The 23,939-nt window shown below is 68.7% G+C and carries 26 protein-coding genes; 23 read left to right on the forward strand and 3 right to left on the reverse strand.

The features are described from left to right. Positions 1-39: 39 nt before the first annotated feature. The 6 genes from AC07OH_RS27755 (at position 40) to AC07OH_RS27780 (ending at position 5,137) form a co-directional block, all read left to right on the forward strand. On the forward strand, positions 40-1,377 hold the full coding sequence (locus tag AC07OH_RS27755; RefSeq protein ID WP_495302845.1) for an MFS transporter: 1,338 nt from the start codon (positions 40-42) through the stop codon (positions 1,375-1,377). 88 nt (positions 1,378-1,465) lie between these two features. Beyond that, the gene (locus AC07OH_RS27760) at positions 1,466-2,224 is read left to right on the forward strand and encodes a GntR family transcriptional regulator (RefSeq protein WP_495302846.1); all 759 of its coding nucleotides are present in this window, start codon (positions 1,466-1,468) and stop codon (positions 2,222-2,224) included. After that, positions 2,221-3,018, forward strand: coding sequence for a transporter substrate-binding domain-containing protein (locus AC07OH_RS27765; protein ID WP_495302847.1), 798 nt, complete (start codon positions 2,221-2,223; stop codon positions 3,016-3,018). Before AC07OH_RS27760 ends, AC07OH_RS27765 begins: the two co-directional genes overlap by 4 nt. Positions 3,019-3,033: 15 nt before the next feature. Then, positions 3,034-3,696: an amino acid ABC transporter permease gene (locus AC07OH_RS27770; protein ID WP_062475944.1), complete on the forward strand. Its 663-nt coding sequence runs from the start codon at positions 3,034-3,036 to the stop codon at positions 3,694-3,696. Between the two features lie 18 nt (positions 3,697-3,714). Further along, positions 3,715-4,368, forward strand: a complete 654-nt coding sequence (locus tag AC07OH_RS27775; RefSeq protein WP_095746234.1) for an amino acid ABC transporter permease — start codon at positions 3,715-3,717, stop codon at positions 4,366-4,368. Beyond that, complete coding sequence (locus AC07OH_RS27780; RefSeq protein ID WP_495302848.1) at positions 4,352-5,137, forward strand: amino acid ABC transporter ATP-binding protein; 786 nt, start codon at positions 4,352-4,354, stop codon at positions 5,135-5,137. Before AC07OH_RS27775 ends, AC07OH_RS27780 begins: the two co-directional genes overlap by 17 nt. A gap of 15 nt (positions 5,138-5,152) precedes the next feature. Here AC07OH_RS27780 and AC07OH_RS27785 read toward each other — a convergent pair whose 3' ends face one another. Together AC07OH_RS27785 and idi are read right to left on the reverse strand one after the other, a co-directional pair. Then, positions 5,153-5,476: a LysR family transcriptional regulator gene (locus AC07OH_RS27785; RefSeq protein ID WP_489058225.1), complete on the reverse strand. Its 324-nt coding sequence runs from the start codon at positions 5,474-5,476 to the stop codon at positions 5,153-5,155. Positions 5,477-5,877: 401 nt separating this feature from the next. Next, entirely contained in the window at positions 5,878-6,423 is a 546-nt protein-coding gene (gene idi / locus AC07OH_RS27790; RefSeq protein ID WP_495302849.1) for an isopentenyl-diphosphate Delta-isomerase, read from the reverse strand. Positions 6,424-6,944: 521 nt separating this feature from the next. On the opposite strand from idi, the gene AC07OH_RS27795 reads away from it, so the two are divergent. From AC07OH_RS27795 to AC07OH_RS27870, 16 genes are all read left to right on the forward strand, one after another. Beyond that, positions 6,945-7,442 (forward strand): P-loop nucleotide/nucleoside kinase family protein, encoded by a 498-nt coding sequence (locus tag AC07OH_RS27795; RefSeq protein ID WP_495302850.1) that lies wholly within the window; start codon positions 6,945-6,947, stop codon positions 7,440-7,442. A gap of 20 nt (positions 7,443-7,462) precedes the next feature. Further along, positions 7,463-7,951, forward strand: coding sequence for a GNAT family N-acetyltransferase (locus AC07OH_RS27800; RefSeq protein WP_070062500.1), 489 nt, complete (start codon positions 7,463-7,465; stop codon positions 7,949-7,951). A 72-nt stretch (positions 7,952-8,023) separates the two neighbouring features. Continuing rightward, positions 8,024-8,605 (forward strand): YceB family lipoprotein, encoded by a 582-nt coding sequence (locus AC07OH_RS27805; RefSeq protein ID WP_495302851.1) that lies wholly within the window; start codon positions 8,024-8,026, stop codon positions 8,603-8,605. Continuing rightward, complete coding sequence (locus tag AC07OH_RS27810; RefSeq protein ID WP_495302852.1) at positions 8,602-9,606, forward strand: glycerophosphodiester phosphodiesterase; 1,005 nt, start codon at positions 8,602-8,604, stop codon at positions 9,604-9,606. The genes AC07OH_RS27805 and AC07OH_RS27810 overlap by 4 nt, the downstream gene beginning before the upstream one ends. After that, positions 9,603-9,878, forward strand: coding sequence for a hypothetical protein (locus AC07OH_RS27815; RefSeq protein ID WP_492696473.1), 276 nt, complete (start codon positions 9,603-9,605; stop codon positions 9,876-9,878). The genes AC07OH_RS27810 and AC07OH_RS27815 overlap by 4 nt, the downstream gene beginning before the upstream one ends. Before the next feature lie 40 nt (positions 9,879-9,918). Beyond that, a complete protein-coding gene (locus tag AC07OH_RS27820) occupies positions 9,919-10,329 on the forward strand; it encodes a hypothetical protein (protein WP_495302853.1) in 411 nt (136 codons plus the stop codon). 200 nt (positions 10,330-10,529) lie between these two features. Beyond that, the gene (locus tag AC07OH_RS27825) at positions 10,530-11,906 is read left to right on the forward strand and encodes a TolC family protein (RefSeq protein WP_495302854.1); all 1,377 of its coding nucleotides are present in this window, start codon (positions 10,530-10,532) and stop codon (positions 11,904-11,906) included. 1 nt (position 11,907) lies between these two features. Continuing rightward, a complete protein-coding gene (locus AC07OH_RS27830) occupies positions 11,908-13,296 on the forward strand; it encodes a multicopper oxidase family protein (protein WP_495302855.1) in 1,389 nt (462 codons plus the stop codon). A 32-nt stretch (positions 13,297-13,328) separates the two neighbouring features. After that, complete coding sequence (locus AC07OH_RS27835; RefSeq protein WP_495302856.1) at positions 13,329-13,847, forward strand: cupredoxin domain-containing protein; 519 nt, start codon at positions 13,329-13,331, stop codon at positions 13,845-13,847. Positions 13,848-13,874: 27 nt separating this feature from the next. Beyond that, positions 13,875-14,324, forward strand: a complete 450-nt coding sequence (locus AC07OH_RS27840; protein WP_495302857.1) for a DUF411 domain-containing protein — start codon at positions 13,875-13,877, stop codon at positions 14,322-14,324. A 38-nt stretch (positions 14,325-14,362) separates the two neighbouring features. Further along, entirely contained in the window at positions 14,363-14,653 is a 291-nt protein-coding gene (locus tag AC07OH_RS27845; RefSeq protein ID WP_489058214.1) for a copper-binding protein, read from the forward strand. Between the two features lie 70 nt (positions 14,654-14,723). Further along, a complete protein-coding gene (locus tag AC07OH_RS27850) occupies positions 14,724-15,707 on the forward strand; it encodes an acetyl-CoA carboxylase carboxyltransferase subunit alpha (protein WP_489058212.1) in 984 nt (327 codons plus the stop codon). Positions 15,708-15,804: 97 nt separating this feature from the next. Further along, positions 15,805-16,833 (forward strand): P1 family peptidase, encoded by a 1,029-nt coding sequence (locus AC07OH_RS27855; RefSeq protein ID WP_495302858.1) that lies wholly within the window; start codon positions 15,805-15,807, stop codon positions 16,831-16,833. Between the two features lie 27 nt (positions 16,834-16,860). Next, positions 16,861-18,240 (forward strand): TAXI family TRAP transporter solute-binding subunit, encoded by a 1,380-nt coding sequence (locus AC07OH_RS27860; protein ID WP_495302859.1) that lies wholly within the window; start codon positions 16,861-16,863, stop codon positions 18,238-18,240. Between the two features lie 19 nt (positions 18,241-18,259). Next, a complete protein-coding gene (pabB, locus tag AC07OH_RS27865) occupies positions 18,260-19,390 on the forward strand; it encodes an aminodeoxychorismate synthase component I (protein WP_495302860.1) in 1,131 nt (376 codons plus the stop codon). Next, a complete protein-coding gene (locus tag AC07OH_RS27870) occupies positions 19,387-20,019 on the forward strand; it encodes an aminotransferase class IV (RefSeq protein WP_495302861.1) in 633 nt (210 codons plus the stop codon). Before pabB ends, AC07OH_RS27870 begins: the two co-directional genes overlap by 4 nt. A 75-nt stretch (positions 20,020-20,094) precedes the next feature. On the opposite strand, the gene ettA is transcribed toward AC07OH_RS27870, so the two are convergent. After that, on the reverse strand, positions 20,095-21,756 hold the full coding sequence (gene ettA, locus AC07OH_RS27875; protein WP_062475998.1) for an energy-dependent translational throttle protein EttA: 1,662 nt from the start codon (positions 21,754-21,756) through the stop codon (positions 20,095-20,097). A gap of 290 nt (positions 21,757-22,046) precedes the next feature. On the opposite strand from ettA, the gene AC07OH_RS27880 reads away from it, so the two are divergent. Then, positions 22,047-23,849, forward strand: coding sequence for a DEAD/DEAH box helicase (locus tag AC07OH_RS27880; RefSeq protein WP_495302862.1), 1,803 nt, complete (start codon positions 22,047-22,049; stop codon positions 23,847-23,849). Positions 23,850-23,939 lie beyond the last annotated feature (90 nt).

The raw sequence follows: 23,939 nt of genomic DNA on the forward strand, positions 1-23,939 counted from the left end.
ACACGCGCACAACAGCAAAAAAGAGAAGGAGACACACCGATGAACACCGCCACCCTCGACGCCGCCGCCGGCGCGCACGCACCGGCCTCGGCCGATGCGCGCGACGACGCCGCGCTCTTTCGCAAGATCACCTGGCGGCTGATGCCGCTGCTGTGCGCCTGCTACGTGCTGAACTACCTGGACCGCACCAACGTCGGCTACGCGCAGCTGCAGATGAAGGACCAGCTGGGCTTCAGCGACGCGGTGTTCGGCCTGGGCGCGGGCATCTTCTTTCTGGGCTACGCGGTGTTCGAGATTCCGAGCAACCTGATGCTCGCGAAGATCGGCGTGCGCGCCACGCTGCTGCGCATCATGGGCCTGTGGGGCCTGGCCTCGGCGGCGATGATGTTCGCCACCACGCCCACGCAGTTCTACGTGCTGCGCTTTCTCATCGGCGTGTTCGAGGCCGGCTTCGCACCGGGCGTGCTGTTCTATCTGACGCTGTGGTTCCCCTCGCGCCGCCGCGCGCAGGCCACCGCGCTCTTCTTCATGGCCTTCGGCGCGGCGCCCATCGTCGCGGGGCCGATCGCCGGGCTCACGATGACCTACCTGGACGGCGTGCTGGCGCTGCGCGGGTGGCAGTGGCTGTTCCTGCTCGAAGGGCTGCCGAGCGTGCTGCTGGGCGTCATCGCCTTTCGCACGCTGTCGAACAGCCCGGCGCAGGCGCCGTGGCTGTCGGCGACCGAGAAGCAGCGCGTGGCGCAGCTGCTGACCGAGGACCAGGCCGCGCACGGCGCCGCCGGGCGCCACACCTTCGGCGCGGCGATGCGCGACGGGCGCGTGTGGCTCATCGGCTTCATGTCCTTCCTGATCATCCTGGGCATCTACGCGCTGTCGTTCTGGCAACCGACGATCCTGAAGTCGATGGGACTCAGCGTGCTGCAGATCGGCTTCTATTCGGTGATTCCCGCCATCGCAGGCATTGCCGCCAACATCGTCGTGGGGCGCCACTCCGACCGGCACCAGGAGCGCCGCTGGCACTTCGCGCTGGGCGCGCTCGCAGGCGCAGCCGGGCTGGCGCTGACCACGCTCTTCATGCACAGCCCCGTGGCCGCCGTGCTGTGCCTGGCGCTGGCGTCGATGGGCATCTCGAGCGCCTTCACCGTGCTGTGGGCGATTCCCGGCAGCTTCATGTCCAAGAGCGCCGCGGCGGCGGGCATTGCGCTCATCAGCACCATCGGCGGCAGCGCGGGGCTGGTGGCGCCGATGATGGTGGGCGCGCTCAAGACGCTCACGGGCGGCTTCACGGCCAGCCTGTATGTGCTGAGCGGTGCGCTGGTGCTGTCGGCGCTGCTCATGCTGCTGGCCCTGCCCCGCAGCGCGCTCGGCCGGCGGTAGCGCGCACCGCCGGCGCACCGCGGCCGGCCCATTTCGGTGCACACGGCTTGCATACCAGTTGGCACGGAAGCTGCTGATATGCAGGCCTATGGCCATCTCCGCATCCGAAATCAGTGCACGCATCGTCGAAGCGGTGATGGCGCAGAAGCTCGCGCCCGGCGCGCGCCTGGGCGAGCAGCCGCTGGCGATGCTGTTCGATTGCAGCCGCACCATCGTGCGCGAGGCGCTCACGCGGCTGGCCGCGCGCGGCATCGTCACGGTGAGCGCGCGGCGCGGCTGGTTCGTCATCGAGCCCTCGCAGGACGAGGCGCGCGAAGCCTTCGAGGCGCGGCGCGTGATCGAGCTCGGGCTCATCCGCAGCACGGACAAGATCGACAAGAGTGCTCTGCGCCAATTGAAGGCGCACCTGCAGCGTGAAAAGGCCGCACTGAAAGAGAGCGACGTCGGCCACCGCAGCTTCCTCCTGGGCGACTTCCATGTGTGCCTGGCCGAGTGCCTGGGCAACACGCTGCTGGCCGACACGCTGCGCGACTTCACCGCGCGCACCACGCTGATCGCCATGCTCTACCAGAGCACGCACGACGCCGTGCAGTCGTGCGAAGACCACGTGCAGATCGTCGCGGCGCTGGAGCGCGGCGACCACGCCGCCGCCGAGGCGCTGATGGCCGAACACATCGGCACGGTGCAGTCGGCGCTGCGCGTGCAGGCGCCCGCCGACCCGCTCGCGCAGCTGCGCGATGCGCTGGCACCGCTGAACAACACCCCCGCGCCGAAGCGCCGCCGCAAGGCCGCGCCCACCGACGACGCCACCACCGATTCATCGACCTACCTAGGAGCCCTGCTATGACCTCTTTCGCCACCCGCCGTCTTGCCCTCGCGCTGGCCAGCGTCGCCCTGCTGGCCGCCGCCGGCGCCGCCCAGGCGCAGAACGCGCTCGAGAACGTGCTCAAGGCCAAGACGATCAAGATCGCCGTGCCCACCGACTACCCGCCGTACGGCTCGGTCGACCGCAACATGCAACCGCAGGGCCTGGACGTCGAGATGGCGCAGCTCGTCGCCGCCAAGCTCGGCGTGAAGGTCGAGCTGGTGCCGGTGACCAGCGCCAACCGCATTCCCTACCTGCAGACGCGCAAGGCCGACCTCGTGATCTCCACGCTCGGCAAGAACGTCGAGCGCGAGAAGGTGATCGACTTCAGCGCGGCCTACGCGCCCTTCTTCCAGGCCGTGTATGCGGCCAAGAGCATGAAACTCACCAGCTTCGCCGACATGGCCGGCAAGACCGTCGCCGTGACGCGCGGCGCCATGGAAGACCAGGAACTGAACAAGGTGGCGCCGCCGAACGTCGACTACCGCCGCTTCGAGGACAACAACGCGACGATCGCCGCCTTCGTGGCCGGCCAGACGCAGACCCTCGCCACCAGCGCGGCGGTGGCCGGCGACATGCTCGCCAAGAACCCGAAGGTGAGCGCCGAGTACAAGCTGCTGCTGAAGGACAGCCCCTGCTTCATCGGCATCGCGAAGGGCGAGACCGCATTGAAGACCCGGGTCAACGAGATCATTGCCGCCGCCAAGAAGGACGGCACGCTCGACGCGATGTCCAAGAAGTGGCTCGGCAAGGCCGCCGGCGACCTGCCGGTCTGAGCGGAAGGCGCGGCCATGGGCATTGAATTCGACTTCGGCGCGGTGCTCGCCGAGTGGCCGCTGCTGCTGCGCGGCGTGGCGTGGACCCTCGGTCTCACGGCCGTCGGCACCGTGCTCGGGCTGGCCGTGGGTACGCTGTGCGCGTGGGCCCGCTCGGGCGGGCCGGCGTGGCTACGCGCGCTCGTGGGTGCGTACGTGGAGCTGATCCGCAACACGCCCTTCATCGTGCAGCTGTTCTTCATCTTCTTCGGCCTGCCGGCCGCGGGCGTGAAGCTCTCGCCCGAGGTGGCGTCGGTGATCGCGATGGTGATGAACCTGGGCGCGTACTCCACCGAGATCATCCGCGCCGGCATCGAGGCCACGCCCAAGGGGCAGATCGAGGCGGCCGTGAGCCTGGCGCTCAGCAAGGCGCAGGTGTTCCTGCGCGTGGTGCTGCCGCCGGCGCTGAAGAAAGTGTGGCCCGCGATGGTGAGCCAGATCGTCATCGTGATGCTGGGCTCGGCGGTGTGCGGACAGATCTCGACCGAGGAGCTGAGCTACGCGGCCAACCTGATCCAGAGCCGCAACTTCCGCGCCTTCGAATCCTTCATCGTCGCCACGCTCATCTACCTGGCGCTGGCCGTGGCGCTGCGCCGCCTGCTCCAGTGGGCGGGGCCGCGCTTCTTCTTCGGCCGCTGAACGCGAGGCCCTTGCACCATGGTCGATTTTTCCTTGTGGGACATCCTGCGCAACCTGCTGATGGCGCTGCGCTGGACCGTCGTGCTCTCGCTCATCGCCTTCGTCGGCGGCGGGATCGTGGGTGCGCTGCTGCTGTTCGCGCGGCTGCGCGGCGGCAAGGCGGCGCAGCGGGCCGTGGGCCTGTACGTGCAGCTGTTCCAGGGCACGCCGCTGCTGATGCAGCTGTTTCTCGCCTACTTCGGCATCGCGCTGTTCGGCATCGACGTGTCGGCGTGGACCGCCGCGAGCGTGGCGCTCACGCTGTACACCAGCGCCTTTCTCACCGAGATCTGGCGCGGCTGCGTGGCCTCGATTCCGAAGGGCCAGTGGGAGGCCTCGGGCAGCCTGGCGCTGAGCTTCGGCGAGCAGATGCGCCACGTGATCCTGCCGCAGGCCGTGAAGATCGCCATCGCGCCGACGGTCGGCTTCCTGGTGCAGGTGATCAAGGGCACGGCGCTGGCGTCGGTGATCGGGTTCGTCGAACTCACCAAGGCCGGCAGCATGATTTCGAACGCCACCTTCCAGCCCTTCGTGGTGTTCAGCTGCGTGGCCCTGCTTTACTTCGTGCTGTGCTTCCCCGTGAGCCTGTACGCCAAGACCCTCGAGAGGAAGACCCATGGCCGCCGTGCTTGAACCCCAAACACAACCCGAAACCGCATCGTTCGCGGCGCCCATCGTGCGCATCACGGCGCTGCGCAAGTCCTACGGCACGAACGAGGTGCTCAAGGGCATCGACCTGGACGTGAAGCGCGGCGAGGTGATCGCCATCATCGGCAAGAGCGGCTCGGGCAAGAGCACGCTGCTGCGCTGCATCAACGGGCTCGAGGTGTTCCAGGAAGGTGCGCTCACGGTCGACGGCAAGCCGCTGCTGCACGAGAGCGCGATGGCCATGCGCACGCTGCGCCAGCGCGTGGGCATGATCTTCCAGGGCTTCAACCTGTTCCCGCACCTCACGGTCGGCAAGAACGTGATGCTCGCGCCCACGCTGGTGAAGAAACGCTCGCAAGCGGAAGCGGCTTCGCAGGCGCGCAAGCTGCTCGAGCGCGTGGGCCTGGCCGAGAAGTTCGATGCGATGCCCGAGCAACTGTCGGGCGGCCAGCAGCAGCGCGTGGCCATCGCCCGCGCGCTCGCGATGGAACCGGCCGTGCTGCTGTGCGACGAGATCACCTCGGCGCTCGACCCCGAGCTGGTGGGCGAGGTGCTGCGCGTGGTGGAGTCGCTGGCCGACGAAGGCATGACGCTGTTGATGGTCACGCACGAGATGAGCTTTGCGCGCAAGGTCAGCGACCGCGTGATCTTCATGCACCAGGGGCGCGTGCACGAGATGGGCCCACCGGCAGAACTGTTCGGTGCGCCGCAGACGCCGGAGCTGAAGCAGTTCCTGTCGTCGCTGCACGACTGACCCGGCCCTGGCGGGCTACAGGCGCTGCTGCGATTCGTCGATGCCGCACAGCAGGCCGGCGGCCTGCGGCGGCAGCGGCCGCCCGCCGCGCCGCTCGACTTCTTCGCCGGCCTGCAACACGACCTGCACCTGTTGGAACAGTTCGCAGCCGGCCGCGGTCAACTGCACGCCCTGCTGGCTGCGCGCGAACAGCGCGTGCCCGAGGATGCCTTCGAGTTCCCTCACGCGGGCCGTGATGGCCGGCTGGCTGACGAAGAGGTGGCGGGCCGCCGCGTTGACGGAGCCCAGCGTCGCGGCCCAGTGAAAGGCCTCCAGCTGCCGGAAGGTGATGCGCAACACCACGACCACCTCTCAGCCGGGGGCTGCCGTGGACGGGCCCAGGGACACCTCGGCCTGTTCGCTCTTCTGCTTCATGTCTGCCTTCTTTCAAAGCAATTCAATCGCATCGAATGGCAAAAAAGGCCACGCAACGGGGAACTCTAATTGCGTGAATTCCCATGACCACGGACAAAAAAACCACGGATTCAATCAATTCAACAGAGGTGATTCCTTCTCATCAAATCCTTGAATTACCCGACCCTCAGGCTTGTAAGGCATCGCCGAGAGCGAATTGACAATTTAGTGCAATAAATGTTTTCGTTGAAGAGAAATTTTCTTATATAGAACTTTGGAATTACATGCGATGGGGCGAAAAAACCACGGCAACCGGTGGGCCTTGCGAGCCCGTGGCGAAGCGCGCCTCACCCCGCCGCCAACGCGCGTTCCCGCCAGGACCCCAGGCCTTCCGGCCCGAAGCGCTCGGCGATCCGGTGCAGCCAGATGGTGAAGTGCGCCGGGGCCCGCGCCAGCTCGCGGTGCAACTCGGGCAAGGCCAGCCATCGCCATGCGCGCACCTCGCCGGGGTCGGGTTGCGGCAGCTCGTGCGCGATGCCGACGAACACGTGGTCGTACTCGTGCTCGACCAGCTCCGCGGACACCGCCTCCCGGTAGAGAAAGGCCGTCACCGGCTGCAGCGCGCACCGCAGGCCCAGCTCTTCGTGCAACCGCCGCACGGCGGCTGCGCCCGTTGCCTCGCCGGGGCGCGGATGCCCGCAGCAGCTGTTGCTCCACAGGCCGGGCGAGTGGTACTTGCCCAGCGCGCGCTGCTGCAGCAGCACCTGTCCCTGCGTGTCGAACAGGAAGATCGAGAACGCCCGGTGCAGGACACCCTCGCGGTGGGCGTTCATCTTCTCGACCGCGTGCAGGGGGCGGTCTTCGGTGTCGACGGCGATCAGGAATTCGTCCATGAGGTGCTCCAAAGTGCGGGCCAGGGGCCTCGCGGCTCACCGGTTTCCGTGGTTTTTCGGCCTTGAAAAAACGGCTCGCTTCTTTAGCACGTATTTTTTGATATCCCTCAATAAGAAATTCAAATTAGTTCTTAATAATTACATCGACGCAGAATATAGAAAATGGAATAAATACAAATAATTACATAGATAACAAAAATATCGAATTGGATTCACGAATGCACGCAATCTGCCCAACAGGAATTTCCGGTGCATTTCAAACCGTGGTTCCTGGTTCACGCCGTTGCCCGGTCAATGGGGTGCCGTTGGCAAAGGCGTGATCGCCGCCGCTTCCCCGCACGCCCCGCGCCGGGTTACCCTCGAGCCCATGGCCTGCCTTCGCACCGCATCGATCATTCGCCCGCTCTCGCGAGAGCGGGTGAGCTAGCGCACGGTTCGAAACCACGCCATGCAACCCGCCCCAGGAGGCGGGTTTTTCTTGTCCGTCTCCCGAGGTTTTTTCCCCACCCGCAGGAGACCGAATGACATCGACACCATCCCCATCGCCCGTGCTGCACATGGTCTGCGGCAAGATCGGCGCCGGAAAGTCCACGCTGACCCGGCGCCTGGCGCAGGCGCCCGCCACCGTGTGCATCAGCGAAGACACCTGGCTCGCCGCGCTCTACCCCGGTGAAATCCACGCGCTGCCCGATTACGTGCGCGCCGCCGGCCGGCTCAAGCAGGCGATGGGCGAGCACGTCTGCGCGCTGCTGGGCGCCGGCGTGTCGGTGGTGCTCGACTTTCCGGCCAACACCGTGAGCCACCGTGCCTGGGCGCGCGGCCTCTTCGAGCAGGCCGGCGCGGCGCACCAGCTGCACTTTCTCGACGTGCCGGACGAGGTCTGCAAGGCGCGGCTGCGGGCGCGCAACGCGTCGGGCGAGCACCCGTTCGAGACCTCCGACGCGCAGTTCGACCTGATCACCCGCCACTTCGTGCCGCCCACGACCGAGGAAGGCTTCCACGTGATCCGCCACACCTGACACCGGTAAGCTGCGCGCCGATGCACATCGAACCCGCCCTTTCCACCGAAGCGCCCGCCGTCGCGGCCGTGTTGACCGAAGCCGCGCAATGGCTCGCCGAGGGCGGACGCCCGCTCTGGAGCGCCGCCGACACCGGCCTCGAACGCATCCAGCGCGACACCGACGCCGGCCGCTATGTTGTGGCCAAAGAGAACGGCGACTGGGCCGGCGTGATGCGACTGGACCTGGAAGACCCGTCGTTCTGGCCCGAGATCGCGCCCGGCAGCGCGCTGTTCGTGCACAAGCTGGCCGTGCGCCGCGCCTGGGCCGGCCGGGGCGTGTCGCGCGCGCTGCTGGGCCATGCACGCGACCACGCCCGCGCGCTCGGGCGCCCCTGGCTGCGGCTGGACTGCGTGGCCGACCGCACTGCGCTGCGCACGCTGTACGAAGGCTTCGGCTTCGCGCTGCACAGCTGCATCGACCTGCGCGGCGGGACGTTTGCGCGCTACGAACTGCGCGTGAACGGCTGACCGTCCGACACGCCGACGCGCCCCTTCGGCGCTGGCGGGAACCTCATCGCCTGTGGCAAGCTTGCAAGCTCCATGACCGATCGAATCCCGCCCTCTCATTTCCGCCGTCGGGTGCTGCGCGCGCTGCTGGGCGCCGCCGCCCTGCCCGCGCCGTTCGCGGCGCTGGCCGGCTTCAATTTCTTCACCAACGAATACACCGCCACGCGCGAGGAGCTGCAGTCGCAGATCTCCAAGCGCTTTCCGGTGGCCGAGCGCTATGCCGAGATCTTCATGGTCGGGCTGCGCGACCCGCAGCTGGGCCTGGACGGGCGCGCCAACCGGGCGGCCATCACGGCCACGCTGACCATCGCCAGCCCGCTGTTGGCGGCCTCGCCGGTGCAGGGCGTGGTGTCGGTGAGCAGCGCGCTGCGCTACGACGCGGCGGCGCGCGCGCTGCGGCTGGACCAGCCCAAGGCCGAGCGGCTCGAGCTGCAGGGCGTGGAAGGCCGCGACGCCGAGCGCCTGCAGAAGGTCGGCGCGGTGGTCGCGCAGGAACTGCTGCAGGGCCAGATCCTGCGCAGCTTCACGGCCGACGAACTCACGGTCGGGCGCAAGACCTACGAGGTGGGCGACATCACGGTGCAAGACAACGGCATCAAAGTGCAACTCAAATGAAACAACGCACCGCCTTCCTCCTGATCGCCGCCGCTCTGTTCGGCGCCGGCTGCGCCGCCATCGCCCCCACCGTGAAGCCGCACTTCGACCTGCAGGCCCACCGCGGCGGACGCGGCCTGGCACCCGAGAACACGCTGGCCGCGTTCTCCAACGCGATGGCGCTGGGCGTGACCACGCTCGAACTCGACATCGGGCTCACGGCCGACGGCGTGGTGGTGATCTCGCACGACACGGCGCTCAACGCCGACCACACGCGCGACGCGCGCGGCGCCTGGCTCACGGCCCAACCCGCCCCGTCCGTGCGCTCGCTCACGCTGGCGCAGCTGCAGACCTACGACGTGGGCCGTCTCAACCCCGAGAGCAACTACGGCAAGCAGTTCGCGCTGCAGCAACCGCGCGACGGCGAGCGCATTCCCACGCTGGCCGCGCTGTTCGCGCAGGTGCAGGCGCGCGGCGCCGATGCCGCGCGGGTGCACTTCAACATCGAGACCAAGATCGACCCGACCAAGCCCGACGAGACGGCTGCGCCCGAGCCCATGGTGCGCGCCCTGCTGGCCGAGATCGACAAGGCGAAGGTGGGCGAGCGCGTGACCATCCAGAGCTTCGACTGGCGCACGCTCGCACTGGTCGGCCAGCTCGCGCCGCAGCTGTCGCGCGCCTACCTCACCACGCCCCGCACGCTGAAGGACAGCCGCTGGACCGCCGGCCTGGCCGCCGCGAACTTCGCCTCGGTACCGCAGCTCGTGAAGGCCGCGGCCGGTGCATCGACCGGGCCGCTGATCTGGTCGCCGGCGCATGCCGACCTGGGCGCCCCCGCGATCCGCGAAGCGCAGAAGCTCGGCATGAAGGTCGTGCCCTGGACCGTGAACCAGCGCGCCGACATGGTGCGGCTCATGGACGCGGGCGCCGATGGCCTGATCACCGACTACCCCGACGTGCTGCGCGACCTGATGCGCGAACGCGGGCTGGCACTGCCACCTCCTGCGAAGGCCACCTCATGAGCACCGTGACGCAACTCGACACCATCGCCTCGGGCATCGCCGCGCTGCAAGGCGGCGCCGGCTCCGTCGCCACGCTCTCCACGGCCGCGCGCGCCAGCACCGAGCTGCTCGGCGCCCTGCCGCCGCGCTACGGCGAGGTGCTGCTGAACCTGCTGGACCGCCTCGAATCGAGCGCGCTCTTCAGCGAGGAAAGCTGCTCGTTCAGCCAGAAAGACCTGCTCGACAACCTGCAGGTGTGGGTCGACAAGGCCCGCGGCCAGCTGGTGTCTTGAGGCGCTGACGCCCCGCCCCGGTTTATCATCGCGCCCAACCATGCGCACCCTGCTGCTCGCCCTCATGATCGCCCTGCTGCCCATCCGCGGCTGGCTCGGCGACGCCATGGCGCTCGAGATGGTGCGGCATTCGCTGCCCGCCGCCGAGGCGGTGGTGGCCGCGGCAAACGGCATCGCCGAGTCGCACTGCCATGACGCCACCATGGAGGCCGACACCGGCCACGACATGGCGGCCATGCACGACAGCAGCGGCGACACGCAACTGTCCCACGGCACCGACCACGCGAACTGCGGCACCTGTGTCGCCTGCCAGGTCTGCCACACGGTGGCGCTCGGCGGCATGCCGCTGGTCGACACCCCGCATGCGGCGCCCCAGGCGCCACCGGCCGCGCACGCGGCCCGCTTTGCCAGCGCCGAGCCCGTCCTGGGCTTCAAGCCGCCCATTTCCTGATCTCCCTGCCCGTAGTCCGTCCGCAGTGAGCCTTTGCCGGCTCGCAGCGTTCGCCGTATTGCCCATGGAGATCGCTCGTGAATTCCCTTGCTCGCCGGCCGTATGCCGGCATCCCCCGCTATCGGACAGATAGCCCGCCCCCCGGGCGAAAAAGTCACTTTTCATTCCTCCGAACCGCCACCGCGCTGACCGCTGCGTTGGTGCTCGCCGGCTGCGCCAGCCTGTCGCCCGACGGCGGCGCCGGCGACGTGCAGGCGCTGGTCGACGGCAACCCGCTCATGGCGGGCGCCGCGGCCCAGCGCAAGCCGAACGACGCCTCGCAGCAAAGCGTCGACGCGCTGCTGGCCAAGCCGCTGGACGCCGAAGCCGCCGTGCGCATCGCGCTCGTCAACAGCCCACGCGTGCAGGACGCCTTTGCCACGCTGCAACTGAGCGACGCCGACCGCGTGCAGGCCGCGAGCCTGCCGAACCCCGTGCTGTCCTTCAGCCGCCTGGCGCAGGGCAGCGAGCGCGAGTTCGAGCGCATGCTGAGCTTCAACGTGGTGGGCCTGCTCACGCTGCCGTGGCAGGCGCGCTGGGCCGGCCAGCGGCACGAAGCGGCCAAGCTGCAGGCCGCGCAAAGCGTGCTGCTGCTGGCCGCCGACACCCGCCGCGCCTGGGTGCGCGCAGTGGCCGCGCAGCAGAGCGTGAGCTACCTGCGCGACGCGAAGGACGCCACCGAAGCCGGCGCCGAACTGGCGCACCGCATGGCCCAGGTCGGCAACTGGAGCGCACTGCAACGCACGCGCGAACAGCTGCTGCTGGCCGACGCGTCCGCGCAGCTCGCACGCGCCGAACAGGCGGCCGTGGCGAGCCGCGAACAGCTCACGCGCCTGCTGGGCCTGAGCGGCACGCGCACCGCCTACACCCTGCCCGACCGCCTGCCGCCGCTGCCGAAGGCCGCGCCCGAACTGGGCGACGTGCAGGCCCTGGCGCTGCGCGACCGGCTCGACGTGCGCTCGGCGCAGGCGCAGAACACGGCCGTGGCCGGTTCGCTCGGCCTGACGCACGCCACGAGTGTGATCAATGCCATGGAGCTGGGCGTGGTGCGCAACACCACCTTCGAGAACGACGCCGATCGCTCGAAATCGACCACGCGCGGCTTCGAGCTCGACCTGCCGATTCCGATCTTCGATTGGGGCCAGGCCCGCAACGGCCGCGCCGAGGCGCAGTACCTGCAGTCGGCCGCGCGCGTGCGCGACGTGGGCGTGCTCGCGGCCAGCGAGGCGCGCGAAGCCTGGCGGGGCTGGAACACCGCCTACGCCCTGGCGCGCCGCTACCGCGACGAGGTGCTCCCGCTGCGCAAGCAGGTCAACGAGGAGATGGTGCTGCGCTACAACGGCATGCTCGCCAGCGTGTGGGAACTGCTCGGCGAAACGCGCGCCAGCATGCTCGCCGTCAACGCCGGCATGGAGGCCCAGCGCGATTTCTGGCTGGCCGACACCGACCTTCAACTGGTGCTCACGGGCAGTTCGCCCGGCGGCATGACGGCCCTGCAGACCGCGGCCACCAACGAACCAGCGGCGGGAGGCCACTGACATGAACCGTCGCAACTTCTTTGCGGGCGCCGCCACGGCCGTGGCCGCCACCACCGTGAGCCGCGTGAGCATGGCCGCGCTGCCCGAGCCGGTGACACAGGCCTCGACCGCCACCGCGCCGCCGCTGGTGCCGCCCAACGGCCGGCCCTACAACCCCGTCGTCACGCTCAACGGCTGGACGCTGCCCTGGCGCATGAACGCCGGCGTCAAGGAATTCCACCTCGTCGCCGAACCCGTGGTGCGCGAGATGGCGCCCGGCTTCAAGGTCAACATGTGGGGCTACAACGGGCAGTCGCCGGGCCCGACCATCGAGGTGGTCGAGGGCGACCGCGTGCGCATCTTCGTGACCAACAAGCTGCCCGAGCACACCACCGTGCACTGGCACGGCCAGCGCCTGCCCAACGGCATGGACGGCGTGGGCGGCATCACGCAGCCGCACATCCCGCCGGGCAAGACCTTCGTCTACGAATTCACGGCGCGCCGCCCCGGCACCTTCATGTACCACCCGCATGCCGACGAGATGGTGCAGATGGCGATGGGGATGATGGGCTTCTGGGTCACGCACCCGAAGGCGGAGCATCCGCTGATCGAGAAGGTCGACCGCGACTTCTGCTTCCTGCTCGGCAGCTTCGACGTGGAACCCGGCAGCGCCACGCCCAAGGTCAACACCATGACCGACTTCAACATCTGGAGCTTCAACAGCCGCGTGTTCCCGGCCATCGACACGCTCAACGTGCGCAAAGGCGACCGCGTGCGCATCCGCGCAGGCAACCTCACGATGACCAACCACCCGATCCACATCCACGGCCACGAGTTCGAGGTCACGGGCACCGACGGCGGCCCCGTGCCGCGCACCGCGCGCTGGCCCGAGGTGTCGGTCGACGTGGCGGTGGGCCAGATGCGGCAGATGGAGTTCATCGCCGACGAGGAAGGCGACTGGGCGCTGCACTGCCACAAGGCGCACCACACGATGGGCCCGATGGGCCACGACGTGCCGACCATGATCGGCGTGGACCACAAGGGCGTGGCCGAGAAGATCAAGAAGCTCGTGCCCGACTACATGGTGATGGGCGACAAGGGCATGGCCGACATGGGCGAGATGGAAATGCCCATTCCCGACAACACCGTGCCCATGATGACCGGCACCGGCCCCTTCGGCTCAGCCGAGATGGGCGGCATGTTCACGCTGCTGAAGGTGCGGCGCGACCAGAAGCCGGGCGACTACCGCGACCCGGGCTGGTTCAAGCACCCGGCCGGCACGGTCGCGCGCGAGGTGTCGGCCAGCGGTGCGCCGGTGGCGCCGCGCAAGACGGGCGCCGCACCCGCGAGCCCCGACAGCGGCAGCGCCACCGTGCGCAAGCCCTCGGGCCATGGGGCCCACAACCATTGATCGCATCGATCCAACTTTTTGAAATTCCATTCATGAACACCCGTTTCTCACCCCTCGTCGCCGGCCTCGCACTGGCTGCCGTCGCCACGTTCGCCACGGCCCACGAAAGCCACGCACCCAAGGCCGGCACCGCCGCCGCATCGCTCGCCCCCGAGCAGAAAGCCTGGGGCATCGCCGGCAAGGCCAGCGCCGTGAAGCGCACCATCGACATCGCGATGGCCGACGACATGACCTTCACGCCCTCGGTCCTCGAAGTGCGAGAAGGCGACACCATCCGCCTGCGGCTGAAGAACCGCGGCAAGGACCTGCACGAGCTGGTGCTGGGCACCGCCGCCGTCATCGAGGACCACGCCGCCATGATGAAGAAGCACCCCGGCATGGAGCACGACGAGCCCTGGATGGCGCATGTGCAGCCGGGCAAGACCGGCGAATTGATCTGGACCTTCAACCGCGCCGGCGACTTCGACTTCGCCTGCCTCGTGAAGGACCACTACGAACTCGGCATGGCCGGCCGCGTGCGCGTGCTCGCCGCCGCCGCCCCCGCGCGATGACGATGACCCACTGAAAGGAACCCCACCATGCAACGACGAACCCTCCTGAAACTCGCCGCCGCCACCGCGTCCCTGCCGCTCGCCGCGCAGGCCGCCGCACCGATGGTCGAGATCTGGAAAGACCCGAACTGCGGCTGCTGCCAGGACTGGGTCAAGCACCTCAACAAGAACGGCTTTGCCACGCGCGTGCACGACGAGGGCAACGGCCCCGCGCGCGAGCAGCTCGGCATTCCGACGAAGCTGGGTTCGTGCCACACCGGCCGCGTCGGCGGCTACGCCATCGAAGGCCACGTGCCGGCGCGCGAGATGCAGCGCCTGCTGAAGGAAAAGCCCAAGGCCATCGGCCTCGCCGTGCCCGGCATGCCCATCGGCTCGCCCGGCATGGACGGCCCGGCCTACGGCAACCAGCGCGACGCCTACGACGTGCTGCTGGTGCTGGCCGACGGCAGCACGCGCGTCTTCCAGAGCTATCGCTGAAGCCCCCTCCCCGAACACCCATCGAAAGGACATTTCCCATGAAAAAACTTCTCACTGCCCTGTCGGCCGCCCTGCTCGCCGCCACCGCTTTTGCCCAGGCCGCGCTGCCGTCCGTCGACGGCGAAGTGCGCAAGATCGATACCGAAGCGAACAAGATCACGCTGAAGCACGGCGACATCCAGAACCTCGACATGACCGGCATGACGATGGTCTTCCGCGTGAAAGACCCGGCCCTGCTGGCCAAGGTGAAGGCCGGCGACAAGGTGCGCTTCACGGTCGACAAGGTCGACGGCGCGCTGACCGTGCTGTCGATCGACCCGGCGAACTGAGTCCGGCCGGGGAGCCCGTCGCCGCATCCCTAGAATGCGGCGACGAACACGCTGGACACAGGAACAGAACTTGCCCAAACGCAGCTATCTCGACTTCGAACAACCCATCGCGGAACTCGAATCAAGAATCGAGGCATTGCGATCGATGCAGGAAGGCTCCGCGGTCGACATCTCCCAGGAAATCGACCAGCTCGACAAGAAGGGCCGACAACTCACCCAGGACATCTACGGCGAGCTCACGCCCTGGCAGGTCTTCAAGATCGCGCGGCACCCCGAACGCCCGCTCACGCTCGACTACATCCAGGCCATCTTCACCGACTTCGTGGAGATGCACGGCGACCGCCACTACGCCGACGACATGGCACTGGTGGGCGGGTTGGCCCGCCTCAACGGCACGCCCTGCATGGTGCTGGGACACCAGCGCGGTGCCGACACCCGCGAGCGCGTGCTGCGCAACTACGGCATGTGCAAGCCAGAGGGCTATCGCAAGGCATTGCGCCTGATGAAGACGGCCGAAAAATTCGGCCTGCCTGTGTTCACCTTCGTGGACACCATGGGCGCCTACCCCGGCATCGACGCCGAGGAGCGCGGGCAGTCCGAAGCCATTGGCCGCAACATCCTGGAAATGGCGCAGCTCGAAGTGCCGATCATCACCACGGTGATCGGCGAAGGCGGCTCCGGCGGCGCGCTCGGCATTGCCGTCGCCGACCAGATGCTGATGCTGCAGTACGCCGTGTATTCGGTGATCAGCCCCGAAGGCTGCGCGTCGATTCTCTGGAAGACCAGCGAACGGGCGCAAGACGCCGCCGAGGCACTGGGCATCACCGCCCCGCGGCTGAAGGCGCTGGGCTTGATCGACAAGATCGTGAACGAACCGGTCGGCGGTGCCCACCGCGACCCGAAGCAGGCCGCGGCCTCGCTCAAGCGCGCCCTGGGCGACGCGCTGCGGCAGCTGTCCGACCTGAAGCCCCAGGCGCTGCTCGACCAGCGCTACGAAAAACTGCAGAGCTACGGGCGCTTCATGGACGTCAAGGCCAGCGCAAGCGGTCGCTGACGGGCACTGGCGGGCACTGGCGCCGACGACAGAAGAAACTACTTCTTGCAACTGCCGGGGCGACGGTGACGAAGGCGCGGTCCCATAATCGGCCGCCATGTCCGCTGCGTCTTCATCCTCCTCTTCTCACGCCGGTGCCATCACCGACGTCGCCGGCATCGAAGTCGGCCATTTCTCCGACACCCGCCGCCCCACCGGCTGCACCGTGATCATTGCGCGCGACGGCGCCGTGGCCGGTGTCGATGTGCGCGGCGCCGCGCCCGGCACGCGCGAGACCGACCTGCTCTCGCCCGGCAACCTCGTGCAGGAAGTGCACGCCGTCATGCTCGCCGGCGGCAGCGCCTGGGGCCTGGCCGCCGCCGAGGGCGCGATGCGCTGGCTCGAAGAGCGCGGCGTCGGCATGGACGTGCGCTTCGGCACCCTGCCCATCGTGCCGGCCGCCGTGCTGTTCGACCTGCCCATGGGCGACGCGCGCATCCGCCCCGACGCGGCCGCGGGCTACGCCGCCTGCGAAGCCGCCTCGACCGACGCGCCCGCCGAAGGCAACGTGGGCGCAGGCACCGGCGCGCTGGTGGGCAAGCTCTTCGGCGTGCACCGCGCGATGAAGGGCGGCATCGGCACCGCCTCGGTCACCGTGGGCGGCGTCACGGTCGGCGCGCTGATCGCGGTCAATTCGCTGGGCGACGTGATCGACCCCGACACCGCCCTGCCCGTGGCCGGCGCACGCACTGAGGACGGCGCCGCCCTGCTCGACACGCGCCGCGCGCTGCTGCGCGGCGACCTGCCCAAGCCGCTGCTGGCGGGCACCAACACCACCATCGGCGTGATCGCCACCGACGCCGTGCTGACCAAGGTGCAGGCCAACCGGCTCGCCATGGTGGCGCACGACGGCCTGGCGCGCGCCATCAACCCGGTGCACACCATGAGCGACGGCGACACGCTGTTCGCGCTGGCCACCGGCCGCGTGCCGCTCGAAGGCGATGCGCCCGGCATGACCGTGCTGAGCACCATGGCCGCCGAGGCCACCGCCATCGCCACCGTGCGCGCGGTGCGCGCCGCGCGCGCGATGACCGTGGGCGAGCTGCACATTCCCTGCGCCGCCGACCTGGCCGCACCGCGCGGCTGACGCGCGCACCGCACGACGAGGCACCCCATGGCGTTTCCCCGCACCCTGAAGCTGATCCTGCTGTCGATCCGCGACCTGATCGCCTCGGCCGGCCCGATCGTGTTCATCGTCATCGGCCTGCTGGTGGCCGCCTACTGGTGGCTGCAGCCGCAGCCGCCCAAGCACGTGACGCTGGCCACCGGCCCCACGGGCAGCGCCTACGCGCAGTTCGGCAAGCGCTACGCCGAGGCCCTGAAGCACAGCGGCATCACCGTCGAGCTCAAGGCCACCTCGGGCTCGACCGAGAACCTGCAGCTGCTGCGCAGCGGCGGCGCCGACGTGGCCTTCGTGCGCGGCGGCAGCGCCGACCCGGTGGCCGACGAAGAGGCCGGCCTGCGCTCGCTGGGTGCGCTGTTCTTCGAGCCGATCTGGCTGTTCTACCGCACCGACAGCGCCCAGAAGATCGACCGCAAGACCAGCACCCTCACATCGCTCACGCAGCTGCGCGGCCTGCGCGTGAACGTCGACCTGCCCGGCAGCGGGCTGCCCGAGATCATGGAGCGGCTGCTCAAGGCCAACCGCCTCGGGCCCGACGACCTGCTGCTGTCGAACCTCGAGCAGGCCGCCGCCGCCGAGGCGCTGCAGGCCGGACTGCTCGACGCCATCGTGCTGTTCTCGGCGCCGCAGTCGCCGCAGGTGCAGCGGCTGCTGCGCGCCGGCGACATCCAGCTCATGGACTTCGGCCAGGCCGAGGCCTACACGCGGCGCTTTCCGTTCCTGTCGGCTGTGACGCTGCCGCGCGGCGTGGTCGATCTGTCGAAAGACCTGCCGCTGCACGACGTGTCGCTGCTGGCCGCCACCACCTCGCTGCTGTCGCGCGACGAGACCCACCCGGCCCTGCGCCAGCTGTTCGCACAGGCCGCGCAGACCGTGCACAGCGACGCCGGCTGGTTCAACCGCGCGCGCGACTTCCCCAACACCCGCACCAGCGAACTGCCCGTGAGCCCCGAGGGCGACCGCGCCATCAACGGCACGCCGCCCTTCTGGCAGCGCTACCTGCCGTTCTGGGCCAGCAACCTGGTCGAGCGCATGTGGCTGGTGCTGGGCGGCATGCTGGTGCTGATGCTGCCACTGAGCCGCGTGATCCCGCCGCTGTACCAGTTCCGCGTGCGCCGCCGCGTGTTCCGCTGGTACGCACGGCTGCGCGACATCGAGGCCAAGGTGGACGGGCGCCAGAGCCAGGCCGAGCGCGACAAGCTGCTGGAAGAACTCGACGCCCTCGACCGCGTGGTCAACAAGGTGGCGGTGCCGCTGTCGTATGCCGACGAGCTCTACGCGCTGCGCAACAACATCTACGCGGTGCGCAAGCGGGCGCTCGCGGGCTCGGCCAGCGCAGCGACGGCCGCGCCGGTCCGCGCGGCCACCTGACCAGGGACCGGGTGCGCGCTTGCTGTCCACGCTGATCGATTTCGCCGACCCGCGCACCGACGGGGCGACCCGGCTGCGCGCCGCCTTCGGCGCGCCCGTGCGTGTGCTGGTCGCTCATGCGCCGCACGAGGTGCGCCCCGTGCTGGACGCCGTCGAGGCGCTGGCCCGCGAAGGCCGATGGTGCGTCGGCCACCTGCGCTACGAGGCCGCTGCGGCCTTCGACCCCGCATTCGACGTGCATGCAGCCGACGGTCCGCTGGCCTGGTTCGGCGTGCATGACAAAGTGCTGCCATGGCCGGACGCGCCGTTGCCCGCTGTCGCTCCCGTCGCGTGGACGGCCGACCTGTCGCGCGAAGCCTTCGACCGCCACATGGCCGCGATCCACCGCGCCATCGCCGATGGCGTGCTGTACCAGCTCAACTACACGGCGCCGCTGCGCGCGGCTTTCGACGGCGACGCGCGGGCCTGGTTCCATGCGCTGCGGCAGGCGCAGCCCAACGGCTACGGCGCCTTTATCGACACCGGCGACGAGCAGGTGCTGTCGGTGTCGCCCGAGCTGTTCTTCGACCGCGACGGCGACCGCATCCTCGTGCGCCCCATGAAGGGCACCGCCCCGCGCGGCGCCACGCCCGCCGAGGACGCGGCCCACGCGCTGCGGCTGCGCACCGTGCCCAAGGAGCGCGCCGAGAACGTGATGATCGTGGACCTGATCCGCAACGACCTCTCGCGCGTGGCCCAGCCCTTCTCCGTGCGCGTGCCGCGCCTTTTCCACACCGAGGCGCTGCCCACCGTGTGGCAGATGACCTCCGACGTGGAAGCCCGCCTGCGCGAGGGCACGACGCTGGCCGACCTGTTCGCGGCACTGTTCCCCTGCGGCTCCATCACGGGCGCACCGAAGGTGAGCGCCATGCGCATGATCCGCGCGCTGGAGCCCGACGCGCGCGGCGTGTACTGCGGCGCCGTGGGCGTGGTGCGGCCCGGCGGGCACGCGACCTTCAACGTGCCGATCCGCACCGTCACGCTGCGCGGCAACGCCGCGCGCTGCGGCATCGGCAGCGGCATCACAGCCGATGCGCAGGCGGATGCGGAGTGGGACGAGTGGCGGCACAAGCGCGCCTTTCTCGGCGCGGCGGTATCTTCGCAACCATGACTTCTTTCGAGCTGCTCGAAACCCTGGCGCTGGCCGATGGCACGCTGCGCGATGCGCCCGCGCACCTGGCCCGCATGCGCAATGCGGCTGCGCACTTCGGCTATCCGTGGCACGAAGCACAAGTAGCGACCTGCCTGGCGCAGCTGAGCACGGCCCGTGCGACGGGCACATGGCGCGTGCGCCTGCTGCTCGATGCGCAAGGACAACCGCGCGCCGAAGCCTTCGCCATGGACGCCTCGCCACCGCGCGTGCGCCTGCAGCTGGCCCCACGCGCGTTCGACGAGGCCGACAGCGAGTTCTCGCGCTTCAAGACCACGCGCCGTGCGCACTACGAAGCCTTCGCGCCCACCGAACCCGGCGTGTTCGACACGCTGCTGTGGAACCGCCACGGCGAGATCACCGAATGCACGCGCGGCAACATCGCGCTGCGGCTCGACGGCCGCTGGGTCACGCCGCCGCTGCACTGCGGGCTGCTCGACGGCATCGGGCGTGCCCGCCGGCTGAGCGAAGAACAACTGACCGAAGCGGTCGTGTGCGTGGACGACCTGCCGCGCGTCGAAGCCCTCGCCTTCGTCAACAGCCTGCGCGGCTGGCTCGACGCGGACCTTGTCGACGACAACGCTCCCTGAACGACAAAGCGCGCGGCCCCTTGCGGAACCGCGCGCTCTGGTCGTCGAAGCGGCCGAAGCCGCCTGCGTCCTGTCTTACTTGAGGGCCTTGTAGCGCATGCGCTTGGGCTTGGCGCCTTCTTCGCCCAGGCGCTTCTTCTTGTCGGCTTCGTACTCCTGGTAGTTGCCGTCGAAGAAGGTCCACTGGCTGTCGCCTTCGGCGGCGAGGATGTGGGTGGCGATGCGGTCGAGGAACCAGCGGTCGTGGCTGATGACCATCACGGTGCCGGCGAACTCGAGCAGCGCGTCTTCCAGCGCGCGCAGGGTTTCCACGTCCAGGTCGTTCGACGGTTCGTCCAGCAGCAGCACGTTGCCGCCCGCGATCAGCGTCTTGGCCAGGTGCAGGCGGCCGCGTTCACCGCCCGACAGCGTGCCGACCTTCTTCTGCTGGTCGGCGCCGTTGAAGTTGAAGCGGCCCGCGTACGCGCGGCTGGCCATCTGGAACTTGCCGACGTTGATGATGTCCAGGCCGTTGGAGATGTCTTCCCACACGGTCTTGTCGGACGCCAGTTCGTCGCGGTGCTGGTCGACGAAGGCCATCTTCACGGTCTGGCCGATGACGACCTCGCCCGTGTCCGGCTTTTCCTTGCCCGCGAGCAGCTTGAACAGCGTCGACTTGCCGGCGCCGTTCGGGCCGATGATGCCGACGATCGCGCCCGGCGGCACGGTGAAGCTCAGGTTGTCGATCAGCATGCGGTCGCCGAAGGACTTGCTGACGCCGTGGAACTCGAACACCTGCTGGCCCAGCCGCTCCGCCACAGGAATGAAGATTTCCTGCGTTTCGTTGCGCTTCTGGTATTCCATGTCGCTCAGCTCTTCGAAGCGGGCCAGGCGCGACTTGCTCTTGGCCTGGCGTGCCTTCGGGTTCTGGCGCGACCACTCGAGTTCCTTCTTCAGAGCCTTGGCGTGGGCTTCTTCGCTCTTTTGCTCCTGCGCCAGGCGTTCGCCCTTCTGCTCGAGCCAGGTGCTGTAGTTGCCCTTCCAGGGAATGCCGCGACCGCGGTCCATTTCCAGGATCCACTCGGCGGCGTTGTCCAGGAAGTAGCGATCGTGGGTGATGGCCACCACGGTGCCCGTGAAGCGCTGCAGGAACACTTCGAGCCACTCCACCGATTCGGCGTCCAAGTGGTTGGTCGGCTCGTCGAGCAGCAGCATGTCGGGCTTGGACAGCAGCAGGCGGCACAGCGCCACGCGGCGCTTTTCACCGCCCGACAGCAGGCCGATCTTGGCGTCCCACGGCGGCAGGCGCAGCGCGTCGGCGGCGATTTCCAGCTGGTGCTCGGAATCGGTGCCGGCGGTAGCGATGATGGCTTCGAGCTGGGCCTGCTCGGCCGCCAGCGCGTCGAAGTCGGCGTCTTCGGCACCGTAGGCGATGTACACCTCTTCGAGGCGCGCCTTGGCCGCGAACACCGCGCCCATGGACTCTTCGACCGATTCGCGCACCGTGTGCTCGGCGTTGAGCTTGGGTTCCTGCTCCAGATAGCCGATCGTCATCCCCGGCATGGGCAGGGCCTCGCCCTCGAATTCCTTGTCCACACCCGCCATGATCTTGAGCAGCGTGGACTTGCCCGAGCCGTTCAGGCCGAGCACACCGATCTTGGCGCCGGGGAAGAAAGAAAGCGAAATGTCCTTCAAGAGCTGCCGCTTGGGCGGCACGGTCTTGCTGACGCGGTTCATCGAATAGACGTATTGAGCCATCTGTGAATGGTTACCTCGGTAGCTTGGGATTTGCGTAAAAGCACGGTCGTCCGGACAGTCATCCGGGCGCGGCGAACCCATGATTATCGACTCATGCGACAATAGTCCTCGTTGCCGGGTCCAGTTGCCCGCAAACCGGCTCTCTGCCGGGGACGAAGAAACCCCTTATCACAACGGGTTTTCCGGCTCCCACCCCTGACCTTCATCTGCCTTGACTGGCTCGGCGTCATCCAAACGACGCCTGGCGGGCCGATGCCACTGCGCCGTGTATGGCGCTTGTTGTTTCCACAATGAATTTTGACGAACTGAAGCTGGCTCCGGCCATCTTGAAGGCTGTGCTCGAACACGGCTACGACACCCCTACGCCCATCCAGGCACAAGCCATTCCCGTGGTCCTCGACGGCCACGACCTGCTGGGCGGCGCCCAGACCGGCACCGGCAAGACCGCGGCCTTCACCCTGCCGATGCTGCACAAGCTCACCATGAGCCGCAGCGCCACCAACAAGTTCGGCGGCATCGGCATCCGTGCCCTCGTGCTGACCCCCACGCGTGAACTCGCGGCCCAGGTCGAAGAGTCGGTGCGCACCTACGGCAAGTACCTGCAGCTCGACTCCACCGTGATCTTCGGCGGCGTGGGCATGAACCCGCAGATCAGCAAGCTCAAGAAGGGCGTCGACATCCTCGTGGCCACCCCCGGCCGCCTGCTCGACCTGCAACAGCAAGGCATGCTCGACCTGAGCCAGGTCCAGATGCTGATCCTGGACGAAGCCGACCGCATGCTGGACATGGGCTTCATCCACGACGTGAAGAAGATCCTGGCCCTGGTGCCCAAGGAAAAGCAGAGCCTGCTGTTCTCGGCCACCTTCAGCGACGAGATCCGCGACCTCGCCGGCTCGCTGCTCAAGAACCCGCAGAGCATCCAGGTCACGCCGCGCAACACCACGGTGCAGCGCATCACGCAGGTGATCCACCCCGTGGGCCGCGGCAAGAAGAAGGCGCTGCTCGCGCACATCATCAACGAGCACAAGTGGAGCCAGGTGCTCGTGTTCACGCGCACCAAGTTCGGTGCCAACAGCGTGGCCGAGTTCCTCACCAAGAACGGCATCGAGGCGATGGCGCTGCACGGCAACAAGAGCCAGAGCGCCCGCACGCAGGCGCTGGCCGGCTTCAAGAGCGGCGACATCCGCGCGCTGGTGGCCACCGACATCGCAGCCCGCGGCATCGACATCGACGAGCTGCCGCACGTCGTGAACTACGAAATCCCGAACGTCAGCGAAGACTACGTGCACCGCATCGGCCGCACTGGCCGTGCCGGTTCGAGCGGCGAGGCCGTGAGCTTCGTGTGCCTGGACGAAGAAGGCTTCATGCAGGAAATCGAACGCTTCACGAAGCAGACGATCCCGGTGCAGAAGGTCGAGGGCTTCGGTCCTGAAGAAGGCGAACGCGCCGAGCCGATCGCCATGGGTCGCCAGACGATCTGGGGCGGCGCCGGCCGTCCGCCGAGCCGCGAAGTCATGCAGGCAGCCGCCAAGGCCGCACGCACCGAAATGATGTCGCGCATCCGTGAGAACAAGGCCGGCCAGGGTGGCGGCAACGGCGGTGGTGGTGGCGGCAATGGCGGCGGTCAACGCCGCGGTGGCGGCCAGGGCGGCGGCGGTCAAGGCCGCAATGCCAACGGTGGCGGCCAAGGCCAGGGCCCGCGCGGCCAGGGCGCAGCCCGTCCCGCACAGGGCCGCGGCCCGCAGCAAGGCCAGCCGCGCGCACCGCAGCAGCCGCATCACCACACGCCCCACGAAGAGCGCCAACCGCGCCATCACGGCAACAGCCACAGCCCGACGCAGGCCAACCAGGTTGCGCACCTGCGCGCCGAAGCCGTGGCAGGCGGCGGTGCGGCCGGCCAGCCGGATCCGTTGCGCACGAGCGTCGATCACATGGGTGGTCGCGGTCGCGGCGGTCGCCCGGGCGGCGGTGGCGGCTACGGCGGTAACCGGTCGGGTGGCGGTGGCCGCTCGGGCGGTGGCGGTGGTGGCTACGGCGGTGGCGGCGGTGGCCGCTCCGGCGGCGGCGGCGGCGGCCGTTCGTTCGGTCGCTGAGCGCTGCGGGCAGGAACACCTGCCCCAGAAATGAGCAAGGGCACTTCGGTGCCCTTTTCTTTTGTCGGCGCGTCAGCGCAGGCTGCGCAG

The sequence above is a fragment of the Variovorax sp. GW821-FHT10C12 genome, assembly GCF_059415405.1.

Bases quoted from the DNA above. Each gene is read 5' to 3' on its own strand.
- AC07OH_RS27755 (WP_495302845.1), top strand. From the start codon at position 40: ATGAACACCGCCACCCTCGACGCCGCCGCCGGCGCGCACGCACCGGCC.
- AC07OH_RS27760 (WP_495302846.1), top strand. From the start codon at position 1,466: ATGGCCATCTCCGCATCCGAAATCAGTGCACGCATCGTCGAAGCGGTG.
- AC07OH_RS27765 (WP_495302847.1), top strand. From the start codon at position 2,221: ATGACCTCTTTCGCCACCCGCCGTCTTGCCCTCGCGCTGGCCAGCGTC.
- AC07OH_RS27770 (WP_062475944.1), top strand. From the start codon at position 3,034: ATGGGCATTGAATTCGACTTCGGCGCGGTGCTCGCCGAGTGGCCGCTG.
- AC07OH_RS27775 (WP_095746234.1), top strand. From the start codon at position 3,715: ATGGTCGATTTTTCCTTGTGGGACATCCTGCGCAACCTGCTGATGGCG.
- AC07OH_RS27780 (WP_495302848.1), top strand. From the start codon at position 4,352: ATGGCCGCCGTGCTTGAACCCCAAACACAACCCGAAACCGCATCGTTC.
- idi (WP_495302849.1), bottom strand. From the start codon at position 6,423: ATGGACGAATTCCTGATCGCCGTCGACACCGAAGACCGCCCCCTGCAC.
- AC07OH_RS27795 (WP_495302850.1), top strand. From the start codon at position 6,945: ATGACATCGACACCATCCCCATCGCCCGTGCTGCACATGGTCTGCGGC.
- AC07OH_RS27800 (WP_070062500.1), top strand. From the start codon at position 7,463: ATGCACATCGAACCCGCCCTTTCCACCGAAGCGCCCGCCGTCGCGGCC.
- AC07OH_RS27805 (WP_495302851.1), top strand. From the start codon at position 8,024: ATGACCGATCGAATCCCGCCCTCTCATTTCCGCCGTCGGGTGCTGCGC.
- AC07OH_RS27810 (WP_495302852.1), top strand. From the start codon at position 8,602: ATGAAACAACGCACCGCCTTCCTCCTGATCGCCGCCGCTCTGTTCGGC.
- AC07OH_RS27815 (WP_492696473.1), top strand. From the start codon at position 9,603: ATGAGCACCGTGACGCAACTCGACACCATCGCCTCGGGCATCGCCGCG.
- AC07OH_RS27820 (WP_495302853.1), top strand. From the start codon at position 9,919: ATGCGCACCCTGCTGCTCGCCCTCATGATCGCCCTGCTGCCCATCCGC.
- AC07OH_RS27830 (WP_495302855.1), top strand. From the start codon at position 11,908: ATGAACCGTCGCAACTTCTTTGCGGGCGCCGCCACGGCCGTGGCCGCC.
- AC07OH_RS27835 (WP_495302856.1), top strand. From the start codon at position 13,329: ATGAACACCCGTTTCTCACCCCTCGTCGCCGGCCTCGCACTGGCTGCC.
- AC07OH_RS27840 (WP_495302857.1), top strand. From the start codon at position 13,875: ATGCAACGACGAACCCTCCTGAAACTCGCCGCCGCCACCGCGTCCCTG.
- AC07OH_RS27845 (WP_489058214.1), top strand. From the start codon at position 14,363: ATGAAAAAACTTCTCACTGCCCTGTCGGCCGCCCTGCTCGCCGCCACC.
- AC07OH_RS27855 (WP_495302858.1), top strand. From the start codon at position 15,805: ATGTCCGCTGCGTCTTCATCCTCCTCTTCTCACGCCGGTGCCATCACC.
- AC07OH_RS27860 (WP_495302859.1), top strand. From the start codon at position 16,861: ATGGCGTTTCCCCGCACCCTGAAGCTGATCCTGCTGTCGATCCGCGAC.
- AC07OH_RS27870 (WP_495302861.1), top strand. From the start codon at position 19,387: ATGACTTCTTTCGAGCTGCTCGAAACCCTGGCGCTGGCCGATGGCACG.
- ettA (WP_062475998.1), bottom strand. From the start codon at position 21,756: ATGGCTCAATACGTCTATTCGATGAACCGCGTCAGCAAGACCGTGCCG.
- AC07OH_RS27880 (WP_495302862.1), top strand. From the start codon at position 22,047: ATGAATTTTGACGAACTGAAGCTGGCTCCGGCCATCTTGAAGGCTGTG.